This window comes from Marilutibacter spongiae, from assembly GCF_014145325.1.
Classification (GTDB): Bacteria; Pseudomonadota; Gammaproteobacteria; order Xanthomonadales; family Xanthomonadaceae; genus Marilutibacter; species Marilutibacter spongiae.
In genome coordinates, this window is sequence record NZ_JACHTF010000009.1 from 1 (window position 1) to 23,665 (window position 23,665).

Consider the following 23,665-nt stretch of genomic DNA (forward strand, 5'->3'; position numbering starts at 1 on the left):
GCGGCCAATCCCCCCATGCCGTCATTCCAGCGAACGCTGGAATCCAGCCTTGGGCCCCGGAATCTGGCTGCTGAAGGGTGACTCGTGACCCGCTATCCGCAACGAGCCCAGGATCGAATCACCCATCCCCGATCCCCCTTCAACTGCCCCCAAACGAAACGGGCCCCGGTTCGCACCGGGGCCCGTGGCTCATGCAGCCTGGATCATGCGCCTATCAAGGCGTGTCGATCCACAGGTTGTAGCTGCCGCTGCCGGAGTACGACAGCACGCGCCAGTAGTAGTAACCGGCCGAACCGTTGTAGTTGACCGACTCCTCGCTGGTGGGCGTGGTCGACTCGGCGACCTTGCTCCAGCCCGAGCCGTTCCAGCGGTACAGCTCGAGGTCGAAGTCGGTGCCGGCCGGACCCTGCAGCCAGCCCTTCTGCGCACCCGCGCCGGACTGGTAGTAGGTGCCGTTGGGCTGCACGGCGGAGTTGCCCGTGCCCGACAGCGAACCACTGTACTTGTCGCAGCCCGTGCAGGGCTCGCCACCGCCGCCACCGGTGCTGTAATCGGCGACCAGGGACAGGCCGTTGTAGGCGCTGTAGCCGCGCAGCATCACGTGCCAGGTGCCGGCCTGCGGGCTGGCGAAGGTGCAGCTCTCGGCATTGCCGCTCTTGTACGGACGGCAGTCGTAGGTGCTGGTGGTCGGCGCCGAGCCGAAGCGGACGTACAGGTCGGCGTCGCCGCTGCCGCCGCTGGTGGTGAAGCTCAGGTTGCTGGCACCGGCCGGGACCGTCAGGGTGTAGCGGGTCTCCGAGCCCTGCGCGCCGTTGACGCTGACCGGCACGCCCTTCTGCAGCGTGCCGGGCGTCGGATCCGGATCGGGATCCGGGTCAGGGTTGCCGCCGCCGAAGACGCTGTACAGCAGCAGGTTCGGCGAGCCGGTCTTGGCATCGCTGACCTTGTTCGGGGTCGCGTTGTTGACGATCGCGCTGGTGACCTGGCTCGGCGAGGCGTTCGGGTTGCCGGCCAGATACAACGCGGCGACGCCGGCGACGTGCGGCGAAGCCATCGAGGTGCCACTGATGGAGTTGGTCGCCGTGTTGCTGGTGTTCCAGGTCGAGGTGATCGACGAGCCCGGGGCATAGATGTCCAGGCAGGTGCCGTAGTTCGAGAACGAGGAACGCGCGTCCGAGGACGTGGTCGAACCGACGGTGATCGCGCTGGCGGCGCGGGCCGGCGAGTAGTTGCAGGCGTTGCCATTGTCGTTGCCCGCGGCTACGACCACGGTGACACCCGCATTCACCATGCGGGCGACCGCCTGGTCGGTGGTCGACGACGCGCCGCCGCCCAGGCTCATGTTGGCCACGGCCGGCTTGACGTGGTTCTGGGCGACCCAGTCCATGCCGGCGATCACGCCGGAGTTGCTGCCCGAACCGTCGCAGCCCAGTACTCGGACCGGATGCAGCTTCACCGCCTTGGCCAGGCCATAGGTGGCGCTGCCGACGGTGCCGGCGACGTGGGTGCCATGGCCGTTGCAGTCGTTGGTGCCGTTGCCGTCGTTGATCGCCGAGTAGCCGCCGCTGACGCGGCCGCCGAAGTCGTTGTGGCTGGCACGGATGCCGGTGTCGATGATGTAGGCGTGCACGTTGCTCGCCGTGGTGTCGTAGCTGTACGTGCCGCTCAGCGGCAGGTTGCGCTGGTCGACGCGATCGATGCCCCAGGTCGCGTTGTTCTGCGTCGCCGAGATGTGCATGTAGCCATCTTCCTCGACGTAGGCGACGCGGTCGTCGGCGAGGATCTGCGCCAGCGCCTGGTCGTCGGCCTCCACCACGAAGCCGCGCAGGGCGCTCTGGTAGGTGCGCACGACGTTGCCGCGACCGCCACGATTGCCCTTGTTGCGGGCAAAGGACTGCGCGACGGCGGCGACGCTGGGCCGGTTCGCCGTCTGGGCCTCGAAGCCCATGCTGGCGGCATCGTCCTTGAGCACGACGATGTAGCGGCCTTCGATCGGCGCCTTGGCGAAGCGGAGCTCCGCATCGGCGGCGGTCGCGTGCCCGGCTCCGAGCATCAGCACGGCGCCGACGCTGGCGGCAAGAATGGTTTGTCTACGATTCACGATACTACCCTCACTGGTTGTATTTGGATCCGCAGTTTGTGGATCACTGCGGTGTGATGGATCGCATGTACGCAGCACAGTTCCCTTGGACTACCACGGTATCCCCGTGTTGACGATGGCCGGTCAATAGTGGCTGCGGACACGTTCAATCGAGCAATGGATGCCTCGAGTGACTGGGTCCCCTGCGTATGTCGGTGGATCTCACTGCCTGCAGTCTCCTCGTGATCGCCATGACCGGTCGATCCGGGGACGACTTGGACTCCGCGCACGTTGGGTTCCGCTCCTTCGGGCATGCGCGGGATTCGGGAAAAGCCTTCGGACCGAGGTCGGGTGCAGTGCATCTGCGATGATCTGGAAATGGGCCCCGGCGGCTGCCGGGGCCCGCATCGACTGCAGGAAGCGGCTCGACCGTTACGGCGTGTCGAGCCAGAGGTTGTAGCTGCCGCTGCCGGAGTACGACAGCACGCGCCAGTAGTAGTAGCCGGCCGCGCCGTTGTAGTTGACCGACTCCTCGCTGGAGGGCGTGGTCGACTCGGCGACCTTGCTCCAGCCGAAGCCGTTCCAGCGGTACAGCTCCAGGTCGAAGTCGGCCCCGGCCGGACCCTGCAGCCAACCCCTCTGCGCGCCTGCGCCGGACTGGTAGTAGGTGCCGTTGGGCTGCACGGCGGAGTTGCCCGTGCCCGACAGCGAACCGCTGAACTTGGTGCAGCCGGTACAGGGTTCGCCGCCACCGCCGCCGGTGCTGTAGTCCGCCACCAGCGCCAGGCCGTTGTAGGCGCTGTAGCCGCGCAGCATCACGTGCCAGGTGCCGGCCTGCGGGCTGGCGAAGGTGCAGCTCTCGGCATTGCCATTCCGGTACGGGCGACAGTCGTAGGCACTGGTGGTCGGGGCCGAACCGAAACGCACGTACAGGTCGGCGTCGCCGCTGCCGCCGCTGGTGGTGAAGCTGAGGTTGCTGGCGCCGGCCGGGACCGTCAGGGTGTAGCGGGTCTCCGAGCCCTGCGCGCCGTTGACGCTGACCGGCACGCCCTTCTGCAGCGTGCCGGGCGTCGGATCCGGATCGGGATCCGGGTCAGGGTTGCCGCCGCCGAAGACGCTGTACAGCAGCAGGTTCGGCGAGCCGGTCTTGGCATCGCTGACCTTGTTCGGGGTCGCGTTGTTGACGATCGCGCTGGTGACCTGGCTCGGCGAGGCGTTCGGGTTGCCGGCCAGATACAACGCGGCGACGCCGGCGACGTGCGGCGAAGCCATCGAGGTGCCACTGATGGAGTTGGTCGCCGTGTTGCTGGTGTTCCAGGTCGAGGTGATCGACGAGCCCGGGGCATAGATGTCCAGGCAGGTGCCGTAGTTCGAGAACGAGGAACGCGCGTCCGAGGACGTGGTCGAACCGACGGTGATCGCGCTGGCGGCGCGGGCCGGCGAGTAGTTGCAGGCGTTGCCATTGTCGTTGCCCGCGGCTACGACCACGGTGACACCCGCATTCACCATGCGGGCGACCGCCTGGTCGGTGGTCGACGATGCGCCGCCGCCCAGGCTCATGTTGGCCACGGCCGGCTTGACGTGATTCTGGGCGACCCAGTCCATGCCGGCAATCACGCCGGAGTTGCTGCCCGAACCGTCGCAGCCCAGTACGCGGACGGGGTGCAGCTTCACCGCCTTGGCGATGCCGTAGGTGGCGCTGCCGACGGTGCCGGCGACGTGGGTGCCGTGGCCGTTGCAGTCGTTGGTGCCGTTGCCGTCGTTGATGGCCGAGTAGCCGCCGCTCACGCGGCCGCCGAAGTCGTTGTGGCTGCCGCGGATGCCGGTGTCGATGATGTAGGCGTGCACGTTGCTCGCCGTGGTGTCGTAGCTGTACGTGCCGCTCAGCGGCAGGTTGCGCTGGTCGACGCGGTCGATGCCCCAGGTTGCGTTGTTCTGCGTCGCCGAGATATGCATGTAACCGTCTTCCTCGACGTAGGCGACGCGGTCGTCGGCGAGGATCTGCGCGAGCTCGTCGTCATTGGCCTCCACCACGAAGCCGCGCAAGGCGCTCTGGTAGGTGCGCACGACGTTGCCGCGTCCGCCGCGGCGGCTCTTGTTGCGGGCGAAGGACTGCGCGACGGCGGCGACGCTGGGACGGTTCGCGGTCTGGGCTTCGATGCCCAGGCTGGCGGCATCGTCCTTGAGTACGACGATGTAGCGGCCTTCGATCGGTGCCTTGGCGAAGCGGAGTTCGGCTTCGGCGGCGCTGGCGTGTCCGGCGCCAAGAAGCAAAGCGGCGCCGACGCTCGCGGCGAGAATGGTCTTTCTGCGATTCACGATACTACCCTCACTGGCTGTATTGGTTGCCCGCGGTTCGAGCCCACGGAATGGATCGCAAACGAATACCGGCCTTCCCCTGATCTGCCCCATGCGGCAGCGCCGATGTGCGATGGGCGTCGAGTCGATTTCATGCGGCATGCGGGTCTTGCGCCCGACTTGGCCTGCATCACGCGCCACCGGGACCTGGACTGGGGCCCCCGTCGCGACTTCCCCTCTCGTCGACAGGCCAAGTGAACTCCGGGCGGGGCCGGCGCGTCCAATACAGATAACGCATGACCTTATCCACCTTTTCGCTCATCGATTTTCCGGATTTGCTTATCCGGAAATCGGATAAGGCCGCTGCCATTGCTGCGACGGCGGTGCCGGCTTTACCCGGGCCCGCCGTGGTGCTATACGGGGAGTGCTCCATTGGGATGGCTGACTCCGGCTGGGCATGGCCAGGAGTGAGGCAGCGCGGTCCCGCGACTACGCCACGTCGCTGCCTCTGGCGGCGGCGGGCGCCTGCTTGCGCAAGGACGTTGCCATGACACTGAAAGAGTTGCGTTGCCTGCTGGCCATCGTCGATGCCGAGCTGAACATCAGCGCGGCGGCCGAGATCATGCATGCCAGCCAGCCCAGCCTGTCCCGCCACCTCAAGCTGCTCGAGGACGAGCTGGGTTTCCAGATCCTCATGCGCCACGGCCGCAGCATCAGCGGCATCACGCCCGCCGGCCAGGAAGTCATTCGCCTGGCGCGCCGCGTCGTCAACGACGTCGCCAGCATCCGTGCCTATGCGGCCAACGTGCGCGGCGAAGAGACCGGCGACCTGGTGCTGACCACGCCGCAGACCTACGCGCGCCACGTGCTGCCCCCCGTCCTGTCGACCCTCGTCCAGCGCTACCCCCGCCTCAACGTCCGAATCCAGAACATGGGCGAGGGTGCGCCGCCCGAGCGCACCTGCGACAACGCGGGCGACATGATGCTGGTGAGCACCGCGGGCGACCGCGTGCCGCCCGGCGTGGCGTTGCCGCTATTCCGCTGGAAGCGCATGGTGCTGGTACCGCGCGGCCACGTGCTGGCGCGCATGGACCGGCCGGTCGCCCTGGGTGAACTGGCCCGGCACGCGCTGGTCACCTATGAGGCGTCCCGGCGTTCGGACTCGTCTTTGTGCCGCGCCCTGAGCGAGGCCGGCCTGCGGGCGCGTTTTGCCTGCTCGGCCGAAGACGCGGACCTGATCAAGGTCTACGTGCGTGCAGGACTGGGTGTCGGCCTGGTCGGTGAACTGGCGCTGGAGCCGGCCGACCACCAGGAGTTCATCGTGCTGCCGGCCGATCCGGCCCTGCCCGAGTGCGTGGCCTGGGCCATCCTGCCGACGGGCCGCGTGGTCCGCGACTACGCGCTGGACCTGATCCAGTTGCTGGCGCCGCAACTCGACGTCGACGACATCCGCCGCGCGGTGGACGGCAGTGCCCGCCCGGCCTGGCCGCGACCGCGGCTGTGGGAGTCCGATTACGAGGACGTCGGCACGCCGGTGCTGCCGAGCCGTCCGATCAGTGGCGTCACCCGGTTGCCGATGCAGACCACCTACCTGGGCTGAAGGCTTTCAGGCGGTGCGTGCGGCGTCGCGCAGGGTCACCACCAGCACGTCGCGGTGGGACGGCAACGAAGGATCGATCGCCTCGACCGGGGTCACGCCATGGAACACCCGGGCATCGTCGACCAGCGCGGCATCGAACGGCCGGGTCAGGGTGAACGCGCCGACCTCGCGGCCCTGCATGTCGTGGATGCTGGTGGTGCCGCGTGCGATGTTCTCGCGATCGACCAGCAGTACCAGAACATAATCGACGCCGTCGCGATGCATGCCTTCCGGCGTCGGCTGGCCAGGGGTGTCGTCCTGCGCCTCGATGCGGAACTGGTGCACCTCGACGTGCCAACGCGCGACGCATGGCGCGAGCGAGCCGAACAGGGACTGGCAATGCCGCAGGATGGCATGCAGGCTCTGGCTGTCGCCGATGGCCGGCAGGATCGGCTCGAACCACCGCTCGATGTCGCCCTGCAACGCGTTGTAGTCCAGGCTCTGGAAGTGCGGCTGGTGCGCCTGGCGCACCGCGCTGCCCGCCGCCGGGCCGCGGTTGGGCAGGCTGTAGACCGCGTGCCGCCGCCGTCGCTGCTTGCCCAGCTTCTCCAGGTAGCGGTCGGGCGCGAGGTCGTTCCAGCTGTCGCGGAAGGCCGCCCAGTCTCCGAGCGCGCCCTGGTCCTGCAGCCAGGCCTGCATGGTGTCGGCGGCGACGAAGCAGAAGCCATCGTCGCGCAAGGCGTCCAGGAAATCGGGCGATGCGGACATCGGGAGGTGCTCAGCGGGCGACCTGGAGCGCGGCCATCGCCAGCAGCGCCAGCACGCACAGCAGCCCGCCGAGCCAGCTCAGGCTGCGCAGCAGGTGTTTGTCGGCCAGGTAGAACAGGCCATGCAGGATCCGCAGGCCGGTGAACGCCAGTGCGAGCCCGGCGATCCGCGCCTCGACCACGCCGGCCAGCTGCGCCATGAGCACGCCGGCCGCGAACGGGGCGAAGGCCTCGAAGGCATTCGCGTGCGCGGCGTTCGCGCGCCGCGTGCGCGGATCGTCCTGGCGCTCCATCCAGCCGCGCGGGTCGCGGTTGTTGTAGCGCGGCCCGCCCCCCTTGGCGATGGCGACCCAGACATAGGGCAGGAGCGCCGCGATCAGGACGCACCAGTAGGCGGTGGAAAGGGTCATGGCCGTTGCGTCGAAGGGGGAAGGCGACAGCGTAGCCGAAAACAACGACGGCGCCTTCCGGCGCCGTCGTCATGTCGAACTAGCCGATACTCATGAGCTCAGCCGCCATCCCCGCCGACGAGCTTGTCGTGCGCGGCGCGGAAGGCGTTGCCCTCGTACCAGTTCGGTCGCTTGTCGCTGCCGGCCAGATCGCGGCCGACGCCGTACAGCGCTTCCAGGTCCTGGACCACGCCGTCCATGTTCCAGCTGTCGCTGAACTCGTCGGCGGCCTTGTGGTAGCGGTTGTCGCGGTAGTCGCGCTGCGCCGCATGGCCGGCCTCGGCGCCGCCGTCGACCAGGTCGTCGCCGCCCTTGGCATAGAGCGCCGGCACGCCGGCCTTGGCGAAGTTGAAGTGGTCGGAGCGGAAGTAGAACCCGTCCTGCGGCGTGGCCTCGGGCACCAGCGTGCGGCCCTGCTCGTCGGCGTGCACCTTCAGCATGTCCTCCAGCTCGGAGCTGCCGAAGCCGACCACGGTCATGTCCCTGGCCGGGCCGATCACCGGCATGGCGTCGAGGTTGATCACGCCCACGGTCTTGTCCAGCGGGATCGCGGGGTGGGCGACGTAGTACTTCGAGCCGAGCAGGCCGGACTCCTCCAGCGTCACCGCCAGGAACAGCACCGAACGCTCGGGCGCCGGGTCCTGCGAGGCGAACGCCTCGGCGATCTCCATGATGCCGGCCACGCCGGTCGCGTTGTCCACGGCGCCGTTGTAGATCTGGTCGCCGTCGGCGCTGGCGGCTTCGCCGTGGCCTTCGTGGCCATGGTTGCCCAGGTGGTCCCAGTGCGCCATGTAGACGATGGCTTCGTCCGGGCGGGTGCTGCCCGGCAGCAGCGCGACCACGTTCTTCGACGACTTCTCTGCCGTGGTGCTCTTGAGGTCGAGCGACAGGGTGGCGTCGAGCGGGATGGCCTTGAAGCCCTTCTTGTTGGCGGCCACGTACAGCTGGTCGAGATCCTGGCCCAGGTCGGCCATCAGCTGGCGGCCCGCGTCGGCGGTGATCCAGCCCTGCGCCGGCAAGCGCGGTTCCGGGTCGTCCTTGGCCGGCAGGTCGAACTGCGGGCCCGACCAGGAGTTCTTCACCACGTCCCAGCCGTAGGACGCGCCCTCGGTGTCGTGGATGATGATCGCGGCGGCGGCGCCCTGCCGGGCGGCTTCCTCGTACTTGTAGGTCCAGCGGCCGTAATAGGTCATCCGCTTGCCTTCGAACAGCGACTCGTCCTTGGCGTGGAAGCCCGGGTCGTTGACGAACATCACGACGGTCTTGCCCTTCACGTCGACGCCGGCATAGTCGTTCCAGCCCTGCTCGGGCGCGTTCACGCCGTAACCGACGAAGACCAGCTCGCTGGCGTCGATCTTCACCTCGGGCTCGCCGGTGCGCGTGCCGATGACCATGTCGCTGCCGAACTTGAGTTCGCGCGGCTCGCCCTTCACGTCGAGCTTGAGCACGGTGGACTCGTCGGCGGTCGTCTCGACCATCGGCACGTCCTGGAACCAGCTGTCGCCGTTGCCTGGCTTGAGGCCCATGGCCTCGAACTGGGACTTGAGGTAGTCGAGCGTGCGGGTTTCGCCTTCGCTGCCGGGCGCGCGGCCCTCGAACGCGTCCGAGGCCAGCGTCTTGACGCGCTCGGCGAAGTCGCCGGCATTGATGCCGGGTTCGAAAACGTGGGTGGCCGTGTCCTTGGCGGGGGTGGCGGCGGTGCCACCGGCATCGGGCGTGGCGGGCTGCGAACAGGCCGACAGGACCAGGGCGGCGGCCACCAGCTGCGTGGCGGTATGGAGCGGGGTGCGGGACATCGAGCCTCCGTTGGAGCGGTTGCAACAAAGTCCCGATCATACGATGGCGGCGGCCACCGTGCCGGACGGGGCGCACAGCGCGCCCCGCCGGGCCCTGTTCATTCGGTCGGCGCGGTGTCGCCCGAGTAGCGGACCGCGGTCGCGCCGGTGATCGCGCCGGTGCGGGCGGTGTCGTGGATGTACAGCAGCACCTCGCGCTCGAACACCAGCGGTCCCTCGACCACCGCGTCCGGACCGATCACCACGCGCGGCGGGCGCCCGTTCTTGTTGATGCGGAACCACTGCGGGCTCGGCTTCTCGTAGTGGATGCCGCCGCGCACGTGCGATCCCGCGCCGACGGTGAGGTCGCCGCTCACGGTCTCGATGTCGCCGCCGACGTCGGCATCGACCAGGCCGATGGAGCCGTTGACGGTTTCCACGTCGTCGCCCACGTTGCCGCCCAGGCCGATGAAGATGCCGCCGTTGACGGTGCTCACGCCGCCCTGGACCTGGACGCGTTCCTCCAGGCGGATGGCGCCGTTGACGGTCTCCAGGTCGCCGGTGCGGGCCGAGGCACCGACCTTGATGCTGCCGTTGACGGTCTCGGCGTCGGCCACCTGGGCGTTGTCGCCGATGCGGATGCTGCCGTTGACGGTTTCCAGGGTGCCGTAGGTCTGCCCGGCCTCGGCGGTGATGCTGCCGTTGACCTTGTCGATGTTCTGCTGGGCGAAGGCCGCGGCCGGCGCGAGCGCCAGGGCCAGGGCGAGGGGAACGAGGCGGAGCGGCTTGCGTGCGGTCATGGGCGTGTCCGTTCAGTGGGGTCGGAAGGAAGGATGCGCGCTGCATCGCGAAGGTTTAAGGCGGCGTCCGGGCGATCCGGCCCTCGCGCCGTCTCCGCTACAATCGCAGGCCCATGCACCCCGGGCACCTGCCCGAAGTCACGGAAGCCCCCACGTGTCCCAGACCCGAGCCACCGCCACCGAGCGCGCCCCCGACCGCATCAAGCCGGTCGTCCTGCTGATCCTGGACGGCTGGGGCCATCGCGAGGACCCCACCGACAACGCGCTTGCCGCCGCGTCGCTGCCCAACTGGGACGCCCTGCTGGCGCAGGCGCCGCACACGCTCATCCACACCGAGGGCCGCCACGTCGGCCTGCCGGACGGGCAGATGGGCAATTCCGAGGTCGGGCACATGAACCTCGGCGCCGGGCGCATCGTCTACCAGGACCTGACCCGCGTGGACGCGGCGATCGGGGATGGCAGCTTCTTCGCCAACGCGGCCCTGCGCGACGCCTGCGCGGCGGCCAAGGCCGCCGGCGGCACCCTGCACCTGATGGGCCTGCTCTCGCCCGGCGGCGTGCACAGCCACGAATCGCACATCTTCGCGATGATCGAGATGGCCCGCCGTGAAGCCGTGCCGCACGTGGCGGTTCATGCCTTCCTCGACGGTCGCGACACCCCGCCGCGTTCGGCCGAGGCCAGCCTCAGGGCGCTGCAGGAGGCCTGCCAGAAGGCCGGCAACGCGGAGATCGCGAGCGTGAGCGGACGCTACTTCGCCATGGACCGCGACAACCGCTGGGACCGCGTGCGCCGCGCCTGGGACGCGATGGTCGAGGCCGCCAGCGACCACCACGCGCCGGACGCGCTGACCGCGCTGGCCGATGCCTATGCGCGCGACGAGAACGACGAATTCGTCTCGCCCACCGTCATCGACGATGGCGCGACGATGCGCGACGGCGATGCCGTGGTCTTCATGAACTTCCGAGCCGACCGCGCCCGCCAGTTGGCGGCGGCCTTCATCGCGCCGGACTTCGAGGGCTTCCATGCGCGTCGCCCGGTGCTGTCGCGCTTCGTCTGCCTGACCGAGTACGACGCGCGCCTGCAGGCGCGCCTGGCGTTCCCGCCCGACGACCTGCGCCACACCCTGGGCGAGGTCCTGGAAGCCAACGGCCTGGCCCAGTTGCGCATCGCCGAAACCGAGAAGTACGCCCATGTCACGTTCTTCTTCAGCGGCGGCCGCGAGACGCCGTATGCCGGCGAGGAGCGCATCCTGATCCCCAGCCCGCAGGTGGCGACCTACGACCTGCAGCCGGAAATGAACTGCCCGCAGCTCACCGAACAACTGGTCGAGGCGATCGCGTCCGATCGCTTCGACGCCATCGTGTGCAACATCGCCAACCCGGACATGGTCGGCCACACCGGCGTGTTCGACGCCGCGGTGAAGGCGGCCGAGGCCGTCGACGTGGCGATTGGCGCCGTGCGTCGCGCGGTCGAGGCCAAGGGCGGGGCCCTGCTGGTCACCGCCGACCACGGCAATCTGGAGATGATGCGCGACCCCGCCACCGGCCAGGCCCATACCGCCCACACGACCGGTCCGGTGCCCCTGGTGTACGTGGGGCCGCGCAAGGCCGCGCTGCGCAGCGGCGGCGCGCTGCGCGACATCGCCCCGACGATGCTCGAACTGCTCGGCCTGCCGCAGCCGGCCGAGATGACCGGCAAGAGCCTGCTGGAGGCCTGATGCGCGCCAGGCCCGTGCTTGCCGCCGCCCTGCTCGCCGGGGCCTGGCTGGGCCTGTCCAACCCGCTGTCCGCGGCCCAGGACCGCGGCGAGACCGAGCGCAAGCTCGACGCCGTCAAGGCCGAACTGCGTTCGGTCGCCGCCGAGCGCCGTCGCATCGAGGGCGAGCGCGGGACCGCGCACCGCGAGCTGCGCGAGGCCGACGAGAAGGTCGGGCAGTCGAACCGGCGGCTGCGCGAGATCGAGGCCGAGCTCGCCGCGCAGCGCGAGGCGCTGGACGGCCTGGAAGCCCGGCGCGCGACGATGCAGGCGGCGATGTCGGGCCAGCGCGAGGAACTCGCGCAGCTGGTCCGCGCGGCCTACGCGCAGGGCGGCGACGCGCCGCTGAAGGTCCTGCTGGCGCAGGACAGCGTCGCCGAGGCCAACCGCCTGCTCACCTACCATCGCTACATGCAACAGGACCGGATGAAGCGCATCCGCGAACTGGCCTCGCGCCTGGAGGCGCTGGATGCGGTCGAACGCGACATCGCCGCGCGACGGCGGGTGCTGGAGGATTCGCGTGGGCGCCTCGACGCCCAACTGGCGACCCTGCGCGAGGACCGCAGCGCGCGCGAGGCGGTGGTCGCCAACCTGGACAAGCGCTACAAGAGTCGGCGCGACCGCGAGCAGGCCCTGGGGCGCGACGCGAAGGGGCTGGAACAGTTGCTGGCACGACTTCGCGCCGCGGCGGCGAAGGCCGAGGCCGAGCGCCGTCGCATCGCCGCCGAACGCGCTGCCGCGGCAGCCGCGGCGGCGTCGGCCACGCCCGGCGGCCGCCCGGCGGCTCCGGCCCCGCAGCTGGCCAGTACCGCGATCGGCGGTCCGCAGGTGGGCGGTACCGGCTGGCCATTGAGCGGCGCCCTGCTGGCGGGCTTCCACGCCCGGATGCCGGACGGTCGCAGCAGCGACGGCCTGCTGCTGGGCGCGGCCGCGGGCACGCCGGTCAAGACCGTCGCCGATGGCAGCGTCGTCTACGCCGGCTGGATGACCGGCTATGGCCTGCTGCTGATCGTCGACCATGGCGGCGGCTACATGAGCCTGTACGCGCACAACGACGCCTTGCTCAAGGACGTCGGCGACAGCGTCAAGCGCGGCGACGCCGTCGCGACCGTGGGCAGCTCCGGCGGCCACGGGCGTCCCGCCCTGTATTTCGAGCTGCGCCGCGACGGGAAGCCGGTCAATCCGAATGTGTGGTTGCGGCGCTGAACCGCCAGGCCTGGGCGCCGCCCGTGTTAACGAAAGCTTCCGTTCGCGGGCCCTAACGTGTTCCCATCAAGGCGCCGGGGCCGTGACGGCCCCGGCCCGTCCACCGATCGCCCCGGAGTGCGCTGCATGAGGTTCCGTTTTCCTTCCAAGGCATCCCCGCTGCTGGCCCCCACGCTGTGCATGGCCCTGTTGGCCGCCCCGGCGGCGTGGGCGCAGGACGCGCCGGTCGACGAGCCGCCTGCCGCCACCGCCGCCGAGGCCCCCGACGGGGCGGCCGCGGACGAAGCGCTCGACACCACGGTGCCGCTGGAGGAAATCCGCCGCTACGTGACCGTCTACAGCGCGATCAAGCAGGCTTACGTCGAGCCGGTGGAAGACAAGGCGCTGATGGAGGCCGCGATCCGCGGCCTGCTGTTCGACCTCGACCCGCACAGCGTCTATTTCGACAAGGCATCGGCCGAGGATTTCGACGAACAGTCGCGCGGCGCCTACGAGGGCATCGGCGTCGAGCTGCAGCGCCAGCCCGACGGCAACCTCAAGGTCATCGCGCCGATCGACGGTACGCCGGCCGAGCGCGCGGGCCTGCAGTCGGGCGACCTGATCACCGCCATCGACGGCAAGACCTTCGACCCGGACGAAGGCGACACCTCCGCGCCCCTGCGCGGGCCGGCGGGCAGTTCGCTGACCTTGACGATCGTGCGCAAGGGCAAGGACGCGCCGTTCGACGTGACCCTCACCCGCGACACGATCCGCATCACCAGCATCCGCGGGCGCATGCTCGAGCCGGGCTACGGCTACATCCGCATCAGTGCCTTCCAGGCCGACACCGCGGCCGATTTCGAGACCCAGCTCGAGGCCCTGAAGACCGAGGCCGGCGGCAGGCTTCGCGGCCTGGTGATCGACCTGCGCAGCAACCCCGGCGGGCTGCTGACCTCGGCGGTGCAGATCGCCGACGACCTGCTCGAGACCGGCGACATCGTCAGCACCCGCGGACGCATCGCCATCAGCGACGCGGAATTCTCCGCCACCCCGGGCGATCGCCTCGACGGCGCCCCCGTGGTGCTGCTGGTCGACGCCGGTTCGGCCAGTGCCTCGGAGGTCCTCGCCGGCGCCCTGCGCGACAACGACCGCGCCCGCGTCGTCGGCAGCCGCACCTTCGGCAAGGGCTCGGTGCAGACCCTGCTGCCGCTGGACAATGGCGACTCGGTGAAGCTGACCACGGCGCGCTACTACACGCCCAGCGGCAAGTCGATCCAGGCATTGGGGATCGTGCCCGACGTGGTGCTCCACCCGGCCGCTGACGCCGCCGACGGCGGGCGCGCGAGCTATGTCGAATCCAGCCTGCCGGGCCACCTCAGCGGCGACGAAGAGGGCCAGGGCAACGCCGGCGACAACGCGGGGGAGGTGCTGGTCGGCGAGACGCACATCGCCGCCGCGCTCGCCGAGCTCAAGAAGCTGGCGGCGGGCGTCGCGACCGCGGCCCCCGGATCGCGCACGCGCTGAAGGCGCGGGCGGGCCCCGTCAGCGGGGCTTGCCGGGCACGGGGAAGGGCGTGACGACCTTTTCCCCGCTGCCGGCATCGCGGATGGTCGCGCTGCCTTTGCGCTCGACCTCCTCGATCCGCACGATGCTCTGCATCGGCAGGTGCAGCACGCGGGTATCGCCGAACTCGTCGCGCAGGCGTTCCTCGGTCGGGTCGACGACGACGCCCGCGTTGACGTCGAACACCAGGTCGCGGATCTCGGTGAAGCCCCACAACGCGCCGGAGGCGACCGAGCGCGCGTACAGCTCGTAGACCTTGCCGGCGTTGAGGAACGTGACCTTGTACAGGGGCTTGGACATCGGACGGGCGTTGGGTGGGCGACAGCCCTGTAGTGGTGCCGGGGTGGCGCGATTGCAATGCCGCGGTCAGAAGCCGCTGCGGCGCCGCATCTGGCGCGCGATGCCGGCACGGGCCACCAGCGCGAAGGCCCCGCCGAAGGCGAAGCCCGCCAGGTGGGCCGACCAGGCCACGGTGCCGAAGGCCGGGCCGATGTAGGTGAACAGGATCTGCAACAGGCCCCAGGTGCCGATCAGCAGCGACGCCGGCACGCGCAGGAACTGCAAGTACAGGCCCAGCGGCAACACCACGCCGAGCTTGGCCTGGGGGAACAGCGCCAGGTAGGCGCCGATCAGGGCCGAGACCGCGCCGCTGGCGCCGATGATGACGCGATCGGGGGTGCTGATCGAGATCACCGCGGCCAGGTTGGCGATCGCGCCGCCGAGCAGGAACACCGCCAGCAGGCGCCAGGGACCCATGATCCGCTCGGCGGGCAGGCCGAAGATCAGCAGGAACACCAGGTTGCCCAGCAGGTGCGCCCAGTCGGCATGCATGAACACCGCGGTGAACAGGCGTTGCCAGTCATGGAGCGAGGCCGGGCTCAGCCCGCCCGAAAGCGCGCCCCAGTCCTGGATCAGGGCGGCCTGCCGGCCCATCGGCTGGAAGGTGGTCCAGGCGAAACAGACCCACAGGACCGCGAAGAGGAGCGGCGTTGCCCAGCGGGGGGACTGCTTTCCTCGGGAGGGAACGGCTATGAACATCGGAACCGGGTACTCGGAATCGGGTGTGCGAAGCGGGCAGCATGACCACTGGGACTGGCCGTCGACCCTGGCTGTGGACCATAAGGCATGCGCGCAGGCCGATGCATCCGATACCCCCCGGAACCATGACGCAAGTAGTTAATAACCGGTTAACACGCGTTATAGTACATACGGCGTCGTATGTCGGGAGGGGTTTCCGGCACGCAAGGACCGGCAAGCCGGACCTGGGCGAACGACCCGGGAAGACCCAAATAACACTCCAATGGAGACAACACTCTATGCAACACGCAGACCGCATCATCCGCCTGTCGGCGCTCGCCCTGGGCATCACCGGCGCGCTGGCCGTGGGCCAGGTCCATGCTTCGGGTTTCCAGCTCAAGGAAAACAGCGCCAAGGCGCTCGGCAACGCGTTCGCCGGCGCGGGCGTGCGCACCGATGACGCCTCGGTGGTGACCAACAACCCGGCCTCGATGACGCAGCTCCAGGGCACGACCACCGTGCAGCTGGACGTCACCGCCGTCGACCTGAACTACGAAGCCGACGGCGTCAGCGGCACAGACGTGCTGGGCCAGCCGCTCAGCGGCGGCAACGGCGGCCAGGCCGGCGACGTCACCCCGGTCCCGGCGTTCTCGATCGTGCACCGCTTCGACGACACCGGCGCCGCGATCGGCGCGATGGTCAGCGCTCCGTTCGGCCTGAAGACCGAGTACGACCGCGACTGGGTGGGCCGCTACTACGCCGCCACGTCCGACGTGCAGATCGTCGACCTGACCCTGGCCGGCGCGCTCGACATCACCGACCGCTTCTCGGTCGGCGTGGGTGCGATCTTCTCGCGCGCCGACGTGACCCTTTCCAAGTCGGTCGACTTCGGTACCGCGCTGTTCGGCAACCCGGCCACCCGCCCGCTGCCCTTCGCCCGCCCGCAGGCGGCCGACGGCTTCGCGGACGTGCAGGGCGACGGCACCGGCTTCGGCTGGCTGGTCGGCGCCAACCTGCGTCCGACCGACAAGCTGACCCTGGGCCTGTCGCACCGCTCCGAGATCGACTACGAGCTCGACGGCGACGTGGACTGGACCGTGCCGGCCAACGTGCGCGCGGTGTTCGACTCCAGCCCGATGACCCGCGTGCTGTTCAACGACGGTGGCGTCACCGCCAACCTGACCACGCCGGCGATCACCACGCTGGACGCGAACTACCAGTTCACCGAGGCGTTCTCGATGGCGGCCACCGTGTCGCGCACCAACTGGGAATCGCTGCGCGAGGTCCGCATCGACTTCGACAACCCGGATCCGGATTCGGCCGAGGAGTTCGACTGGCAGAACACCACCTACTGGTCGATCGGCGGCGAGTACAAGCTCAACGACGCCTGGACCCTGCGCGCCGGTTACGCCCAGGACGAGACGCCGACCCACATCGAGACGCGCACCCCGCGCCTGCCCGACGCCGACCGCAACTGGTACTCGATCGGTGCGACCTGGGCGCTGAGCGACGCGTTCGAGATGAGCTTCGGCTACACCTACATCCAGCCGAAGGATCCGAAGATCGACATCGTCACCCCGCCGGCGGCCGGTGGCCAGCGCCTGGCCGGCGACTTCGACGGCGACGCCAACCTGTTCGCGATCTCGGGCCAGTACCGCTTCTGATCGGACTCGCGAACGCTGCAAGAAAAAAGCCCCGCATATGCGGGGCTTTTTTTTGGTTCTTCTCCCAACTGAGGGGGGCAGGGTGCGATGGCGGATGGTTTTGCGCCTTATAAACCCGGCGGTTCCATCCCCTGCCCAGCGCAGCGCGCTGGGCGTTCGGCCAGACCGTGCGGCAGTGCCGCGCAAGCAGTCCCTCACCCCAGCGTTCGCTGGGATGACGGCGGAAAGCGGTTGTGACGGCTGCAATGCGTTCCGCCATCGCACCCTGATCACGAATCAGCAATCAGCAATCAGCAATCAGCAATCAGCAATCAGCAATCAGCAATCAGCAATCAGCAATCAGCAATCAGCAATCAGCAATCAGCACCAACCCATCACTCGCCCAGCGTCAACAGCGAGGCGTTGCCGCCGGCGGCGGTGGTGTTGATGGTCACCGTCTTCTCGGTCACGAAACGCGTCAGGTAGTGCGGACCCCCGGCCTTGGGGCCGGTGCCGGACAGGTTCTGGCCGCCGAAGGGCTGCACGCCGACGATCGCGCCGATCTGGTTGCGGTTGACGTAGCAATTGCCGACCTTGATCGCCGAGGTGATCTTCTCGACCGTCTCGTCGATCCGCGAGTGGATGCCCAGGGTGAGGCCGAAACCGGTGGCGTTGATCGCGTCGATCACCGCGTCCAGCTCGTTCGCCTTCCAGCGGATCACGTGCAGCACCGGCCCGAAGATCTCCTTGTGCAACTGGTCCAGCGACTGAAGCTCGTAGGCGCGCGGGGCGAAGAAGGTGCCGTGCGCGGTCTCGTCGCTCGACGCCACGGTGGCGATGTGGCGGGCCTCGTAGTCCATGCGCACGGCGTGCTGCTCGAGGTTGTCCAGTGCGTCCTGGTCGATCACCGGGCCGACGTCGGTCGACAGCAGGCCCGGATCGCCGAGGCGGAGCTCGGCCATCGCGCCGGCGAGCATCTCGACCACCTTGTCGGCGATATCGTCCTGCACGAACAGCACGCGCGCGGCCGAGCAGCGCTGGCCGGCGGAGGTGAAGGCCGAAGCCATCGCGTCCTTGACCAGTTGCTCCGGCAGGGCGGACGAGTCGGCGATCAGCGCGTTCTGGCCCCCGGTCTCGGCGATCAGCACGCCGATGGCGCCGTCGCGCGCGGCCAGGGCGCGGTTGATCGCCGCGGCGGTGTCGTTGGAGCCGGTGAAGGCGACGCCGGCCACGCGCGGGTCGCGGGTCAGGGCCGCGCCGACGATCGCGCCGTCGCCCGGGACGAACTGCAGCACGTCCTCCGGAACGCCGGCCTCGTGCAGCAGCTTCGTCGCCACGTAGCCGACCAGGTTGGTCTGTTCGGCCGGCTTGGCGATCACCGCGTTGCCGGTGGCCAGCGCCGCGGCGACCTGGCCGATGTAGATCGCCAGCGGGAAGTTCCAGGGGCTGATGCAGACGAACACGCCGCGACCGTGGAGTTCGAGCACGTTGGTCTCGCCGGTCGGGCCGGGCAGCGGCTCGGGGACGAACATCGTGCGGATCTGGTTGCCGTAGTAGCGCAGGAAGTCGACCGCCTCGCGCACCTCGCCGACGCCATCGGCGATCGTCTTGCCGGCATCGCGCGTGCACATGGCGATGAACTCGGGCATGCGCTCTTCCAGCAGGTCGGCGGCGTGCTCCAGGATCGCCGCGCGGCTCGCCGCCGGCAGGGCGTTCCATTTCGGCTGCGCGGCCACCGCGTTCTCGAGCGCCCGCTCCACGGTCGCGCCGTCGGCCGCGCGCCAGTAGCCCACCACCTCGCGCAGGTCGGCGGGGTTGGTCACCGCGATGCGCTCGCCGTCGTGGCTGGCGCCGGGCACCAGCGGTTCGGCGTACCAGTCGTCGCGGTAGGCGGCGTTGATGCGGTCGGCCAGTGCGCGGAGCTGGTCGTCGTTGGCGAGGTTGATGCCCATTGAATTGCTCCTGTCGCAATAAGGCAGGCGATCCGAATAGCTGCGGTACAGGTCGACCGGCATCGGGATGTGCGGGTGGGGGATGGTGTCGAAGGCGGCGACGGTCTCGAGCGGGTCGCGGATGAGGTCCTCGACCGGTACGTCCTCGTCGGTGATGCGGTTGACGAAGCTGGAGTTGGCGCCGTTCTCGAGCAGGCGACGCACCAGGTAGGGCAGCAGGTCCTCGTGCGAGCCGACCGGCGCGTAGACGCGGCAGGGCACGTCGAGGCGATCGGCGGGGATGACCTCGTCGTACAGGTCCTCGCCCATGCCGTGCAGCTTCTGGAACTCGAAGTCGATGCGCGCGCTGCCTTCGCGCGCCATCGTGTGCACCGCCGCGATGGTGTGCGCATTGTGGGTGGCGAACATCGGATAGATCGATTCCGACGCGCCGAGCATCTTCCGCGCGCACGCGAGATAGGACACGTCGGTGTTGGGCTTGCGGGTGAACACCGGGTAGCCGGGGTGGCATTCGACCTGCGCGCGCTTGATCTCGCTGTCCCAGTACGCGCCCTTGACCAGGCGCACCGGAATCCGGCGCCCATGACGCTTCGCCAGCGCGGCGATGAAGTCGATCACTTCCGGCGCGCGCTTCTGGTAGGCCTGGATCGCCAGGCCGTAGCCCTCCCAGCCTTCCAGCGAAGGGTCGGCGTAGGCGCCGGCGAACACGTCCAGGGAGAGCTCGAGGCGATCGGCTTCCTCGGCGTCGACGGTGAAGCCGATGCCGTAGGACTTCGCCAGCTGCGCCAGCTCCAGCACGCGCGGGGTGAGTTCGGCGACCACGCGCTGGCGCTTGATGTGCTCGTAGCGCGGATGCAGGGCCGAGAGCTTCACCGAGATCGAGCCGGCGCCGAACACGCCGTCGCGGCCCTGGGCGGCATGGCCGTTGTCGCGGGTGTGCTTGCCGATCGCGTGGATCGCCTGCCGGTAGGCCTCCATGTAGCGCTGGGCGTCGGGCTCGGTCAGCGCGGCCTCGCCGAGCATGTCGAACGAGTAGCGGTAGTGGGCGTTGTTGCCCTTGCGCGCGCGCGCAAGGGCTTCGCCGATGTTGCGGCCCATCACGAACTGGTGGCCCATGATGCGCATCGCCTGGCGCACCGCGAGGCGGATCACCGGCTCGCCGACGCGGCCGACCAGGCGCTTGAACGCGCCATGCACGTTGTGCTTGGTCTCGTCGGCCAGGTCGACCAGGTGGCCGGTGAGCATCAGGCCCCAGGTCGAGGCATTCACCAGCACCGACTCGGACTGGCCCATGTGGCGTTTCCAGTCGGCCTCGCCGAGCTTGTCGCGGATCAGCTTGTCGGTGGTCTCCTGGTCGGGGATGCGCAGCAGCGCCTCGGCCACGCACATCAGCAGCACGCCTTCCTCGCTGCCCAGGTCGTACTGGCGCATGAAGGCCTCGATGGCACCCTGGTCGTGCACCCGGGCGCGCACGCGGGCGACCAGGTCGGCGGCCTTGGCGCGGGTGGATTCCCGGGCCGCGTCGTCCATTCGGGCGGCCTCGAGCAGGGCGCGCACGTGTCCGGCCTCGTCGCGCAACCAGGCATGGGTGATCGCCGCGCGCTCGGCGGCGGGCGTGGAGGGCAGCTCCGGGCTGATTAACAGGCGCGGCGAATGACCGCCGCAGGCAGCGGCAGTGCGGGTTTCAGAGGCCATGGTGACCACAGGCAGGACGGGGGAATCGGCGTAGTGTAGGGCCAGCATGGCACCCGACGCATCCCTTTTTCGAGGCCGTTGGAAACGGCAAAGCGGGTCGCTTTTCCATGCCTCGCCCAAATCGCCGCTGGTGGCGTCCAAACCCTTGCCGGCAAAGGGTTTTGGACCATTCGGAGGCGTGTGGCGGAGGCGGGCTCGAACGCGGCTCTGCTTGCCCACCTGCGGCCCTGCGGCTACCATTTCACGGTTTTCCGTAGCGCCGGCCTCGGCGTGATGGGCCCCCGCTTGCCGCGATGGGCTCGCCAGCCACCTGATCCGGCCGGTCCCGGGCGTGCATTCCACGCCGCGATCCCGGCTCCCAGGCAGCCCGCGGAGCGACGTAACCACCATCCAATGATTTATCGGGGCTCGAATCTGATGAAAGCCGGTTGTTTCAAGCAGTGGGCAGTAGGTGTCGCCGTCATGGCGCTGCCGGTGCTTGCACAGGCGCAGGCGGCGGATCCCAAGCCGTGGCAGCTGAACATGGGCAAGGGCGTGACCCACCTGTCCCACAACGCCTACGAGGCGCACATGCTGGCGCTGTGGATCTGCGTCGTCATCGGCGTGCTGGTCTTCAGCGCGATGGCGGTGGCGATGTTCAGGTTCCGCCACTCCAAGGGCGCCAAGCCGGACACCAGCTTCACCCACAGCACCAAGCTGGAGGTCATCTGGACGGTGGTGCCGGTCGTGCTGCTGGTGCTGATGGCCTTCCCGGCCACCAGCAAGCTGATCAACATGTACGACACCCGCGACGCCGAGATGACCGTCAAGATCACCGGCTACCAGTGGATGTGGAAGTACGACTACCTGGGCGAGGACGTGGGCTTCACCAGCCGCCTGGACCGCACCAGCGACCAGATCCGCCAGAGCGGCGTGCAGCCCAACATCGCCGACAACCCGCACTACCTGCTGGAAGTCGACAACATGCTGGTGCTGCCGACGGACACCAAGATCCGCTTCGTGATCACCGCCGACGACGTCATCCACGCCTGGTGGGTGCCGGCGCTGGGCTGGAAGCAGGACGCGATCCCGGGCATCGTCAATGAAGCCTGGACCGAGATCGAGGCGCCGGGCATCTACCGCGGCCAGTGTGCGGAGCTGTGCGGCAAGGACCACGGCTTCATGCCGATCGTGGTCAAGGCCGTGCCCAAGGATGAATACCGCCAGTGGCTGGCCAGCCAGCGCGGCACGTCCGACGCCGAGGCCCCCGTGGTGCCGGCAGGCGCCGAAGGCAACGCGCCGGCGCAGCTGGACCCGCAGATGCTGGAGGACATCCAGCAGGGCGACGAGCCGACCGTCCCGGTCGATGCCGCGCCCGACGCTCCGGCTGAAGAAGCCGCCGCCCCCGAAGCCGCGCCCGTCGCCGGCTGATCGATCGCCCCGTATTTTTCTGAGGTTAGGCCATGGCCGTCACCCACGCTGACCCGCTCCACGACGAACACGCCCACGATGACCACGCCCACAAGCAGGGCTTCATCGAGCGCTGGTTCTTCTCGACCAACCACAAGGACATCGGGACCCTGTACCTGGTGTTCAGCTTCATCATGTTCATCATCGGCGCCGGCATGTCGGTGGTCATCCGCACCGAGCTGATGCACCCGGGCCTGCAGCACGTCAGTCCCGAGTTCTTCAACTCCATGACCACCATGCACGCGCTGGTCATGATCTTCGGCGGCGTGATGCCGGCCTTCGTCGGCCTGGCCAACTGGATGATTCCGCTGCAGATCGGCGCGCCGGACATGGCGCTGCCGCGCATGAACAACTGGTCGTTCTGGATCCTGCCGTTCGCCTTCAGCCTGCTGCTGATGACCCTGTTCCTGGAGGGCGGCGGCCCGGCCGGCGGCTGGACCCTGTACCCGCCGCTGTCGCTGCAGGGCGGCAACAACGTCGCCTTCGTGATCTTCGCCATCCACATGATGGGCATCAGCTCGATCATGGGCGCGATCAACGTCATCGCGACGGTGCTGAACATGCGCGCGCCCGGCATCGACCTGCTGAAGATGCCGATCTTCTGCTGGACCTGGCTGATCACCGCGTTCCTGCTGATCGCGGTCATGCCGGTGCTCGCCGGCGCGGTCACCATGCTGCTGACCGACAAGTTCTTCGCCACCAGCTTCTTCAACGCGGCCGGCGGCGGCGACCCGGTGATGTTCCAGCACATCTTCTGGTTCTTCGGCCATCCCGAGGTCTACATCATGATCCTGCCGGCCTTCGGCGTGGTCTCGGAGATCATCCCGACCTTCAGCCGCAAGCCGCTGTTCGGCTACCAGGCCATGGTGTACGCGACCGCGTCGATCGCCTTCCTCTCGTTCATCGTGTGGGCCCACCACATGTTCACCGTCGGCATGCCGCTCGGTGGCGAGATCTACTTCATGTTCGCGACCATGCTGATCGCGATCCCGACCGGCGTGAAGGTGTTCAACTGGGTCACCACCATGTGGCGCGGCTCGATCTCCTTCGAGGCGCCCATGCTGTGGGCCATCGCCTTCGTGATCCTGTTCACCATCGGCGGCTTCTCGGGCCTGATGCTCGCGATCGTGCCGGCCGACTTCCAGTACCACGACACCTACTTCGTGGTCGCGCACTTCCACTACGTGCTGGTGACCGGTGCGCTGTTCTCGATCATCGCCGCGGTCTACTACTGGTGGCCGAAGTGGACCGGGCGCATGTACAACGAAGGCATGGCCAAGTTCCATTTCTGGTGGACGATGGTCTTCGTCAACCTGCTGTTCTTCCCGCAGCACTTCCTGGGCCTGGCCGGCATGCCGCGCCGCATCCCGGACTACAACGTGGTGTTCGCGGACTGGAACCTGGTCAGCTCGATCGGCGCCTTCGGCATGTTCGTCACGCCGTTCATGATGGCCTTCATCCTGTGGCGCTCGAAGGCCGCCGGCGTCAAGGCCGAGGCCCGCGCCTGGGACAGCGCGCGTGGCCTGGAATGGACCGTGCCCAGCCCGGCCCCGCACCACACCTTCGCCACACCGCCGGTGATCCGCGACGGCGACCTCGCCCACGGCGACGTCACCCACTGATCCCCGTCCCACGGCGTCCGCACCCGCGTGCGGGCG

The 23,665-nt window shown here is 68.9% G+C and carries 15 protein-coding genes and 1 pseudogene; 7 read left to right on the forward strand and 9 right to left on the reverse strand.

Going from position 1 to position 23,665, the window contains the following annotated elements; translation table 11 throughout:
• Positions 1–214 precede the first annotated feature (214 nt).
• Positions 215–2,101, reverse strand: a complete 1,887-nt coding sequence (locus H4F98_RS09280; protein ID WP_220479163.1) for a S8 family peptidase — start codon at positions 2,099–2,101, stop codon at positions 215–217.
• Positions 2,102–2,512: 411 nt separating this feature from the next.
• Complete coding sequence (locus tag H4F98_RS09285; RefSeq protein WP_220479164.1) at positions 2,513–4,399, reverse strand: S8 family peptidase; 1,887 nt, start codon at positions 4,397–4,399, stop codon at positions 2,513–2,515.
• A gap of 526 nt (positions 4,400–4,925) precedes the next feature.
• Here H4F98_RS09285 and H4F98_RS09290 point away from each other — a divergent pair.
• A pseudogene (locus tag H4F98_RS09290) lies at positions 4,926–5,888 on the forward strand (LysR substrate-binding domain-containing protein); the annotation flags it as partial.
• A 96-nt stretch (positions 5,889–5,984) separates the two neighbouring features.
• Here H4F98_RS09290 and H4F98_RS09295 read toward each other — a convergent pair.
• From H4F98_RS09295 to H4F98_RS09310, 4 genes are all read right to left on the reverse strand, one after another.
• Positions 5,985–6,725 (reverse strand): 2OG-Fe dioxygenase family protein, encoded by a 741-nt coding sequence (locus H4F98_RS09295; protein ID WP_182687035.1) that lies wholly within the window; start codon positions 6,723–6,725, stop codon positions 5,985–5,987.
• Between the two features lie 10 nt (positions 6,726–6,735).
• The gene (locus H4F98_RS09300) at positions 6,736–7,134 is read right to left on the reverse strand and encodes an MAPEG family protein (protein ID WP_182687036.1); all 399 of its coding nucleotides are present in this window, start codon (positions 7,132–7,134) and stop codon (positions 6,736–6,738) included.
• 98 nt (positions 7,135–7,232) lie between these two features.
• A complete protein-coding gene (locus H4F98_RS09305; protein WP_182687038.1) occupies positions 7,233–8,969 on the reverse strand; it encodes a M28 family metallopeptidase in 1,737 nt (578 codons plus the stop codon).
• A 98-nt stretch (positions 8,970–9,067) separates the two neighbouring features.
• Positions 9,068–9,748 (reverse strand): DUF4097 family beta strand repeat-containing protein, encoded by a 681-nt coding sequence (locus H4F98_RS09310; RefSeq protein WP_182687040.1) that lies wholly within the window; start codon positions 9,746–9,748, stop codon positions 9,068–9,070.
• Between the two features lie 154 nt (positions 9,749–9,902).
• Here H4F98_RS09310 and gpmI point away from each other — a divergent pair, with 154 nt between their 5' ends.
• From gpmI to H4F98_RS09325, 3 genes are all read left to right on the forward strand, one after another.
• Positions 9,903–11,465: a 2,3-bisphosphoglycerate-independent phosphoglycerate mutase gene (gpmI, locus tag H4F98_RS09315; RefSeq protein ID WP_343064752.1), complete on the forward strand. Its 1,563-nt coding sequence runs from the start codon at positions 9,903–9,905 to the stop codon at positions 11,463–11,465.
• Positions 11,465–12,709, forward strand: a complete 1,245-nt coding sequence (locus H4F98_RS09320) for a murein hydrolase activator EnvC family protein (RefSeq protein ID WP_182687044.1) — start codon at positions 11,465–11,467, stop codon at positions 12,707–12,709. The genes gpmI and H4F98_RS09320 overlap by 1 nt, the downstream gene beginning before the upstream one ends.
• Positions 12,710–12,835: 126 nt before the next feature.
• A complete protein-coding gene (locus H4F98_RS09325) occupies positions 12,836–14,212 on the forward strand; it encodes a S41 family peptidase (protein ID WP_182687046.1) in 1,377 nt (458 codons plus the stop codon).
• 18 nt (positions 14,213–14,230) lie between these two features.
• Here the strand turns inward: H4F98_RS09325 and H4F98_RS09330 are convergent, their stop codons facing one another.
• Both H4F98_RS09330 and H4F98_RS09335 read right to left on the reverse strand, forming a co-directional pair.
• Positions 14,231–14,551, reverse strand: a complete 321-nt coding sequence (locus H4F98_RS09330) for a DUF1820 family protein (protein WP_182687047.1) — start codon at positions 14,549–14,551, stop codon at positions 14,231–14,233.
• A 66-nt stretch (positions 14,552–14,617) separates the two neighbouring features.
• Positions 14,618–15,289: a rhomboid family intramembrane serine protease gene (locus tag H4F98_RS09335; RefSeq protein ID WP_182687050.1), complete on the reverse strand. Its 672-nt coding sequence runs from the start codon at positions 15,287–15,289 to the stop codon at positions 14,618–14,620.
• A 278-nt stretch (positions 15,290–15,567) separates the two neighbouring features.
• Between H4F98_RS09335 and H4F98_RS09340 the strand changes: the two genes are divergently transcribed.
• Positions 15,568–16,932, forward strand: coding sequence for an OmpP1/FadL family transporter (locus H4F98_RS09340; RefSeq protein ID WP_182687052.1), 1,365 nt, complete (start codon positions 15,568–15,570; stop codon positions 16,930–16,932).
• A gap of 374 nt (positions 16,933–17,306) precedes the next feature.
• Here the strand turns inward: H4F98_RS09340 and putA are convergent, their stop codons facing one another.
• On the reverse strand, positions 17,307–20,558 hold the full coding sequence (putA, locus tag H4F98_RS09345; RefSeq protein WP_182687054.1) for a bifunctional proline dehydrogenase/L-glutamate gamma-semialdehyde dehydrogenase PutA: 3,252 nt from the start codon (positions 20,556–20,558) through the stop codon (positions 17,307–17,309).
• Positions 20,559–20,975: 417 nt separating this feature from the next.
• Between putA and coxB the strand changes: the two genes are divergently transcribed.
• Entirely contained in the window at positions 20,976–21,968 is a 993-nt protein-coding gene (coxB, locus tag H4F98_RS09350) for a cytochrome c oxidase subunit II (RefSeq protein WP_246373056.1), read from the forward strand.
• A 32-nt stretch (positions 21,969–22,000) separates the two neighbouring features.
• Complete coding sequence (gene ctaD / locus H4F98_RS09355; RefSeq protein WP_182687058.1) at positions 22,001–23,629, forward strand: cytochrome c oxidase subunit I; 1,629 nt, start codon at positions 22,001–22,003, stop codon at positions 23,627–23,629.
• Positions 23,630–23,665: the final 36 nt, after the last annotated feature.

What these genes read in the sequence shown, in the direction of transcription:
- ctaD (WP_182687058.1), top strand. Translation starts at nt 22,001, where the DNA reads ATGGCCGTCACCCACGCTGACCCGCTCCACGACGAACACGCCCACGAT.
- H4F98_RS09320 (WP_182687044.1), top strand. Translation starts at nt 11,465, where the DNA reads ATGCGCGCCAGGCCCGTGCTTGCCGCCGCCCTGCTCGCCGGGGCCTGG.
- coxB (WP_246373056.1), top strand. Translation starts at nt 20,976, where the DNA reads ATGAAAGCCGGTTGTTTCAAGCAGTGGGCAGTAGGTGTCGCCGTCATG.
- H4F98_RS09325 (WP_182687046.1), top strand. Translation starts at nt 12,836, where the DNA reads ATGAGGTTCCGTTTTCCTTCCAAGGCATCCCCGCTGCTGGCCCCCACG.
- H4F98_RS09305 (WP_182687038.1), bottom strand. Translation starts at nt 8,969, where the DNA reads ATGTCCCGCACCCCGCTCCATACCGCCACGCAGCTGGTGGCCGCCGCC.
- H4F98_RS09300 (WP_182687036.1), bottom strand. Translation starts at nt 7,134, where the DNA reads ATGACCCTTTCCACCGCCTACTGGTGCGTCCTGATCGCGGCGCTCCTG.
- H4F98_RS09295 (WP_182687035.1), bottom strand. Translation starts at nt 6,725, where the DNA reads ATGTCCGCATCGCCCGATTTCCTGGACGCCTTGCGCGACGATGGCTTC.
- H4F98_RS09330 (WP_182687047.1), bottom strand. Translation starts at nt 14,551, where the DNA reads ATGTCCAAGCCCCTGTACAAGGTCACGTTCCTCAACGCCGGCAAGGTC.
- H4F98_RS09340 (WP_182687052.1), top strand. Translation starts at nt 15,568, where the DNA reads ATGCAACACGCAGACCGCATCATCCGCCTGTCGGCGCTCGCCCTGGGC.
- H4F98_RS09335 (WP_182687050.1), bottom strand. Translation starts at nt 15,289, where the DNA reads ATGTTCATAGCCGTTCCCTCCCGAGGAAAGCAGTCCCCCCGCTGGGCA.
- H4F98_RS09310 (WP_182687040.1), bottom strand. Translation starts at nt 9,748, where the DNA reads ATGACCGCACGCAAGCCGCTCCGCCTCGTTCCCCTCGCCCTGGCCCTG.
- putA (WP_182687054.1), bottom strand. Translation starts at nt 20,558, where the DNA reads ATGGCCTCTGAAACCCGCACTGCCGCTGCCTGCGGCGGTCATTCGCCG.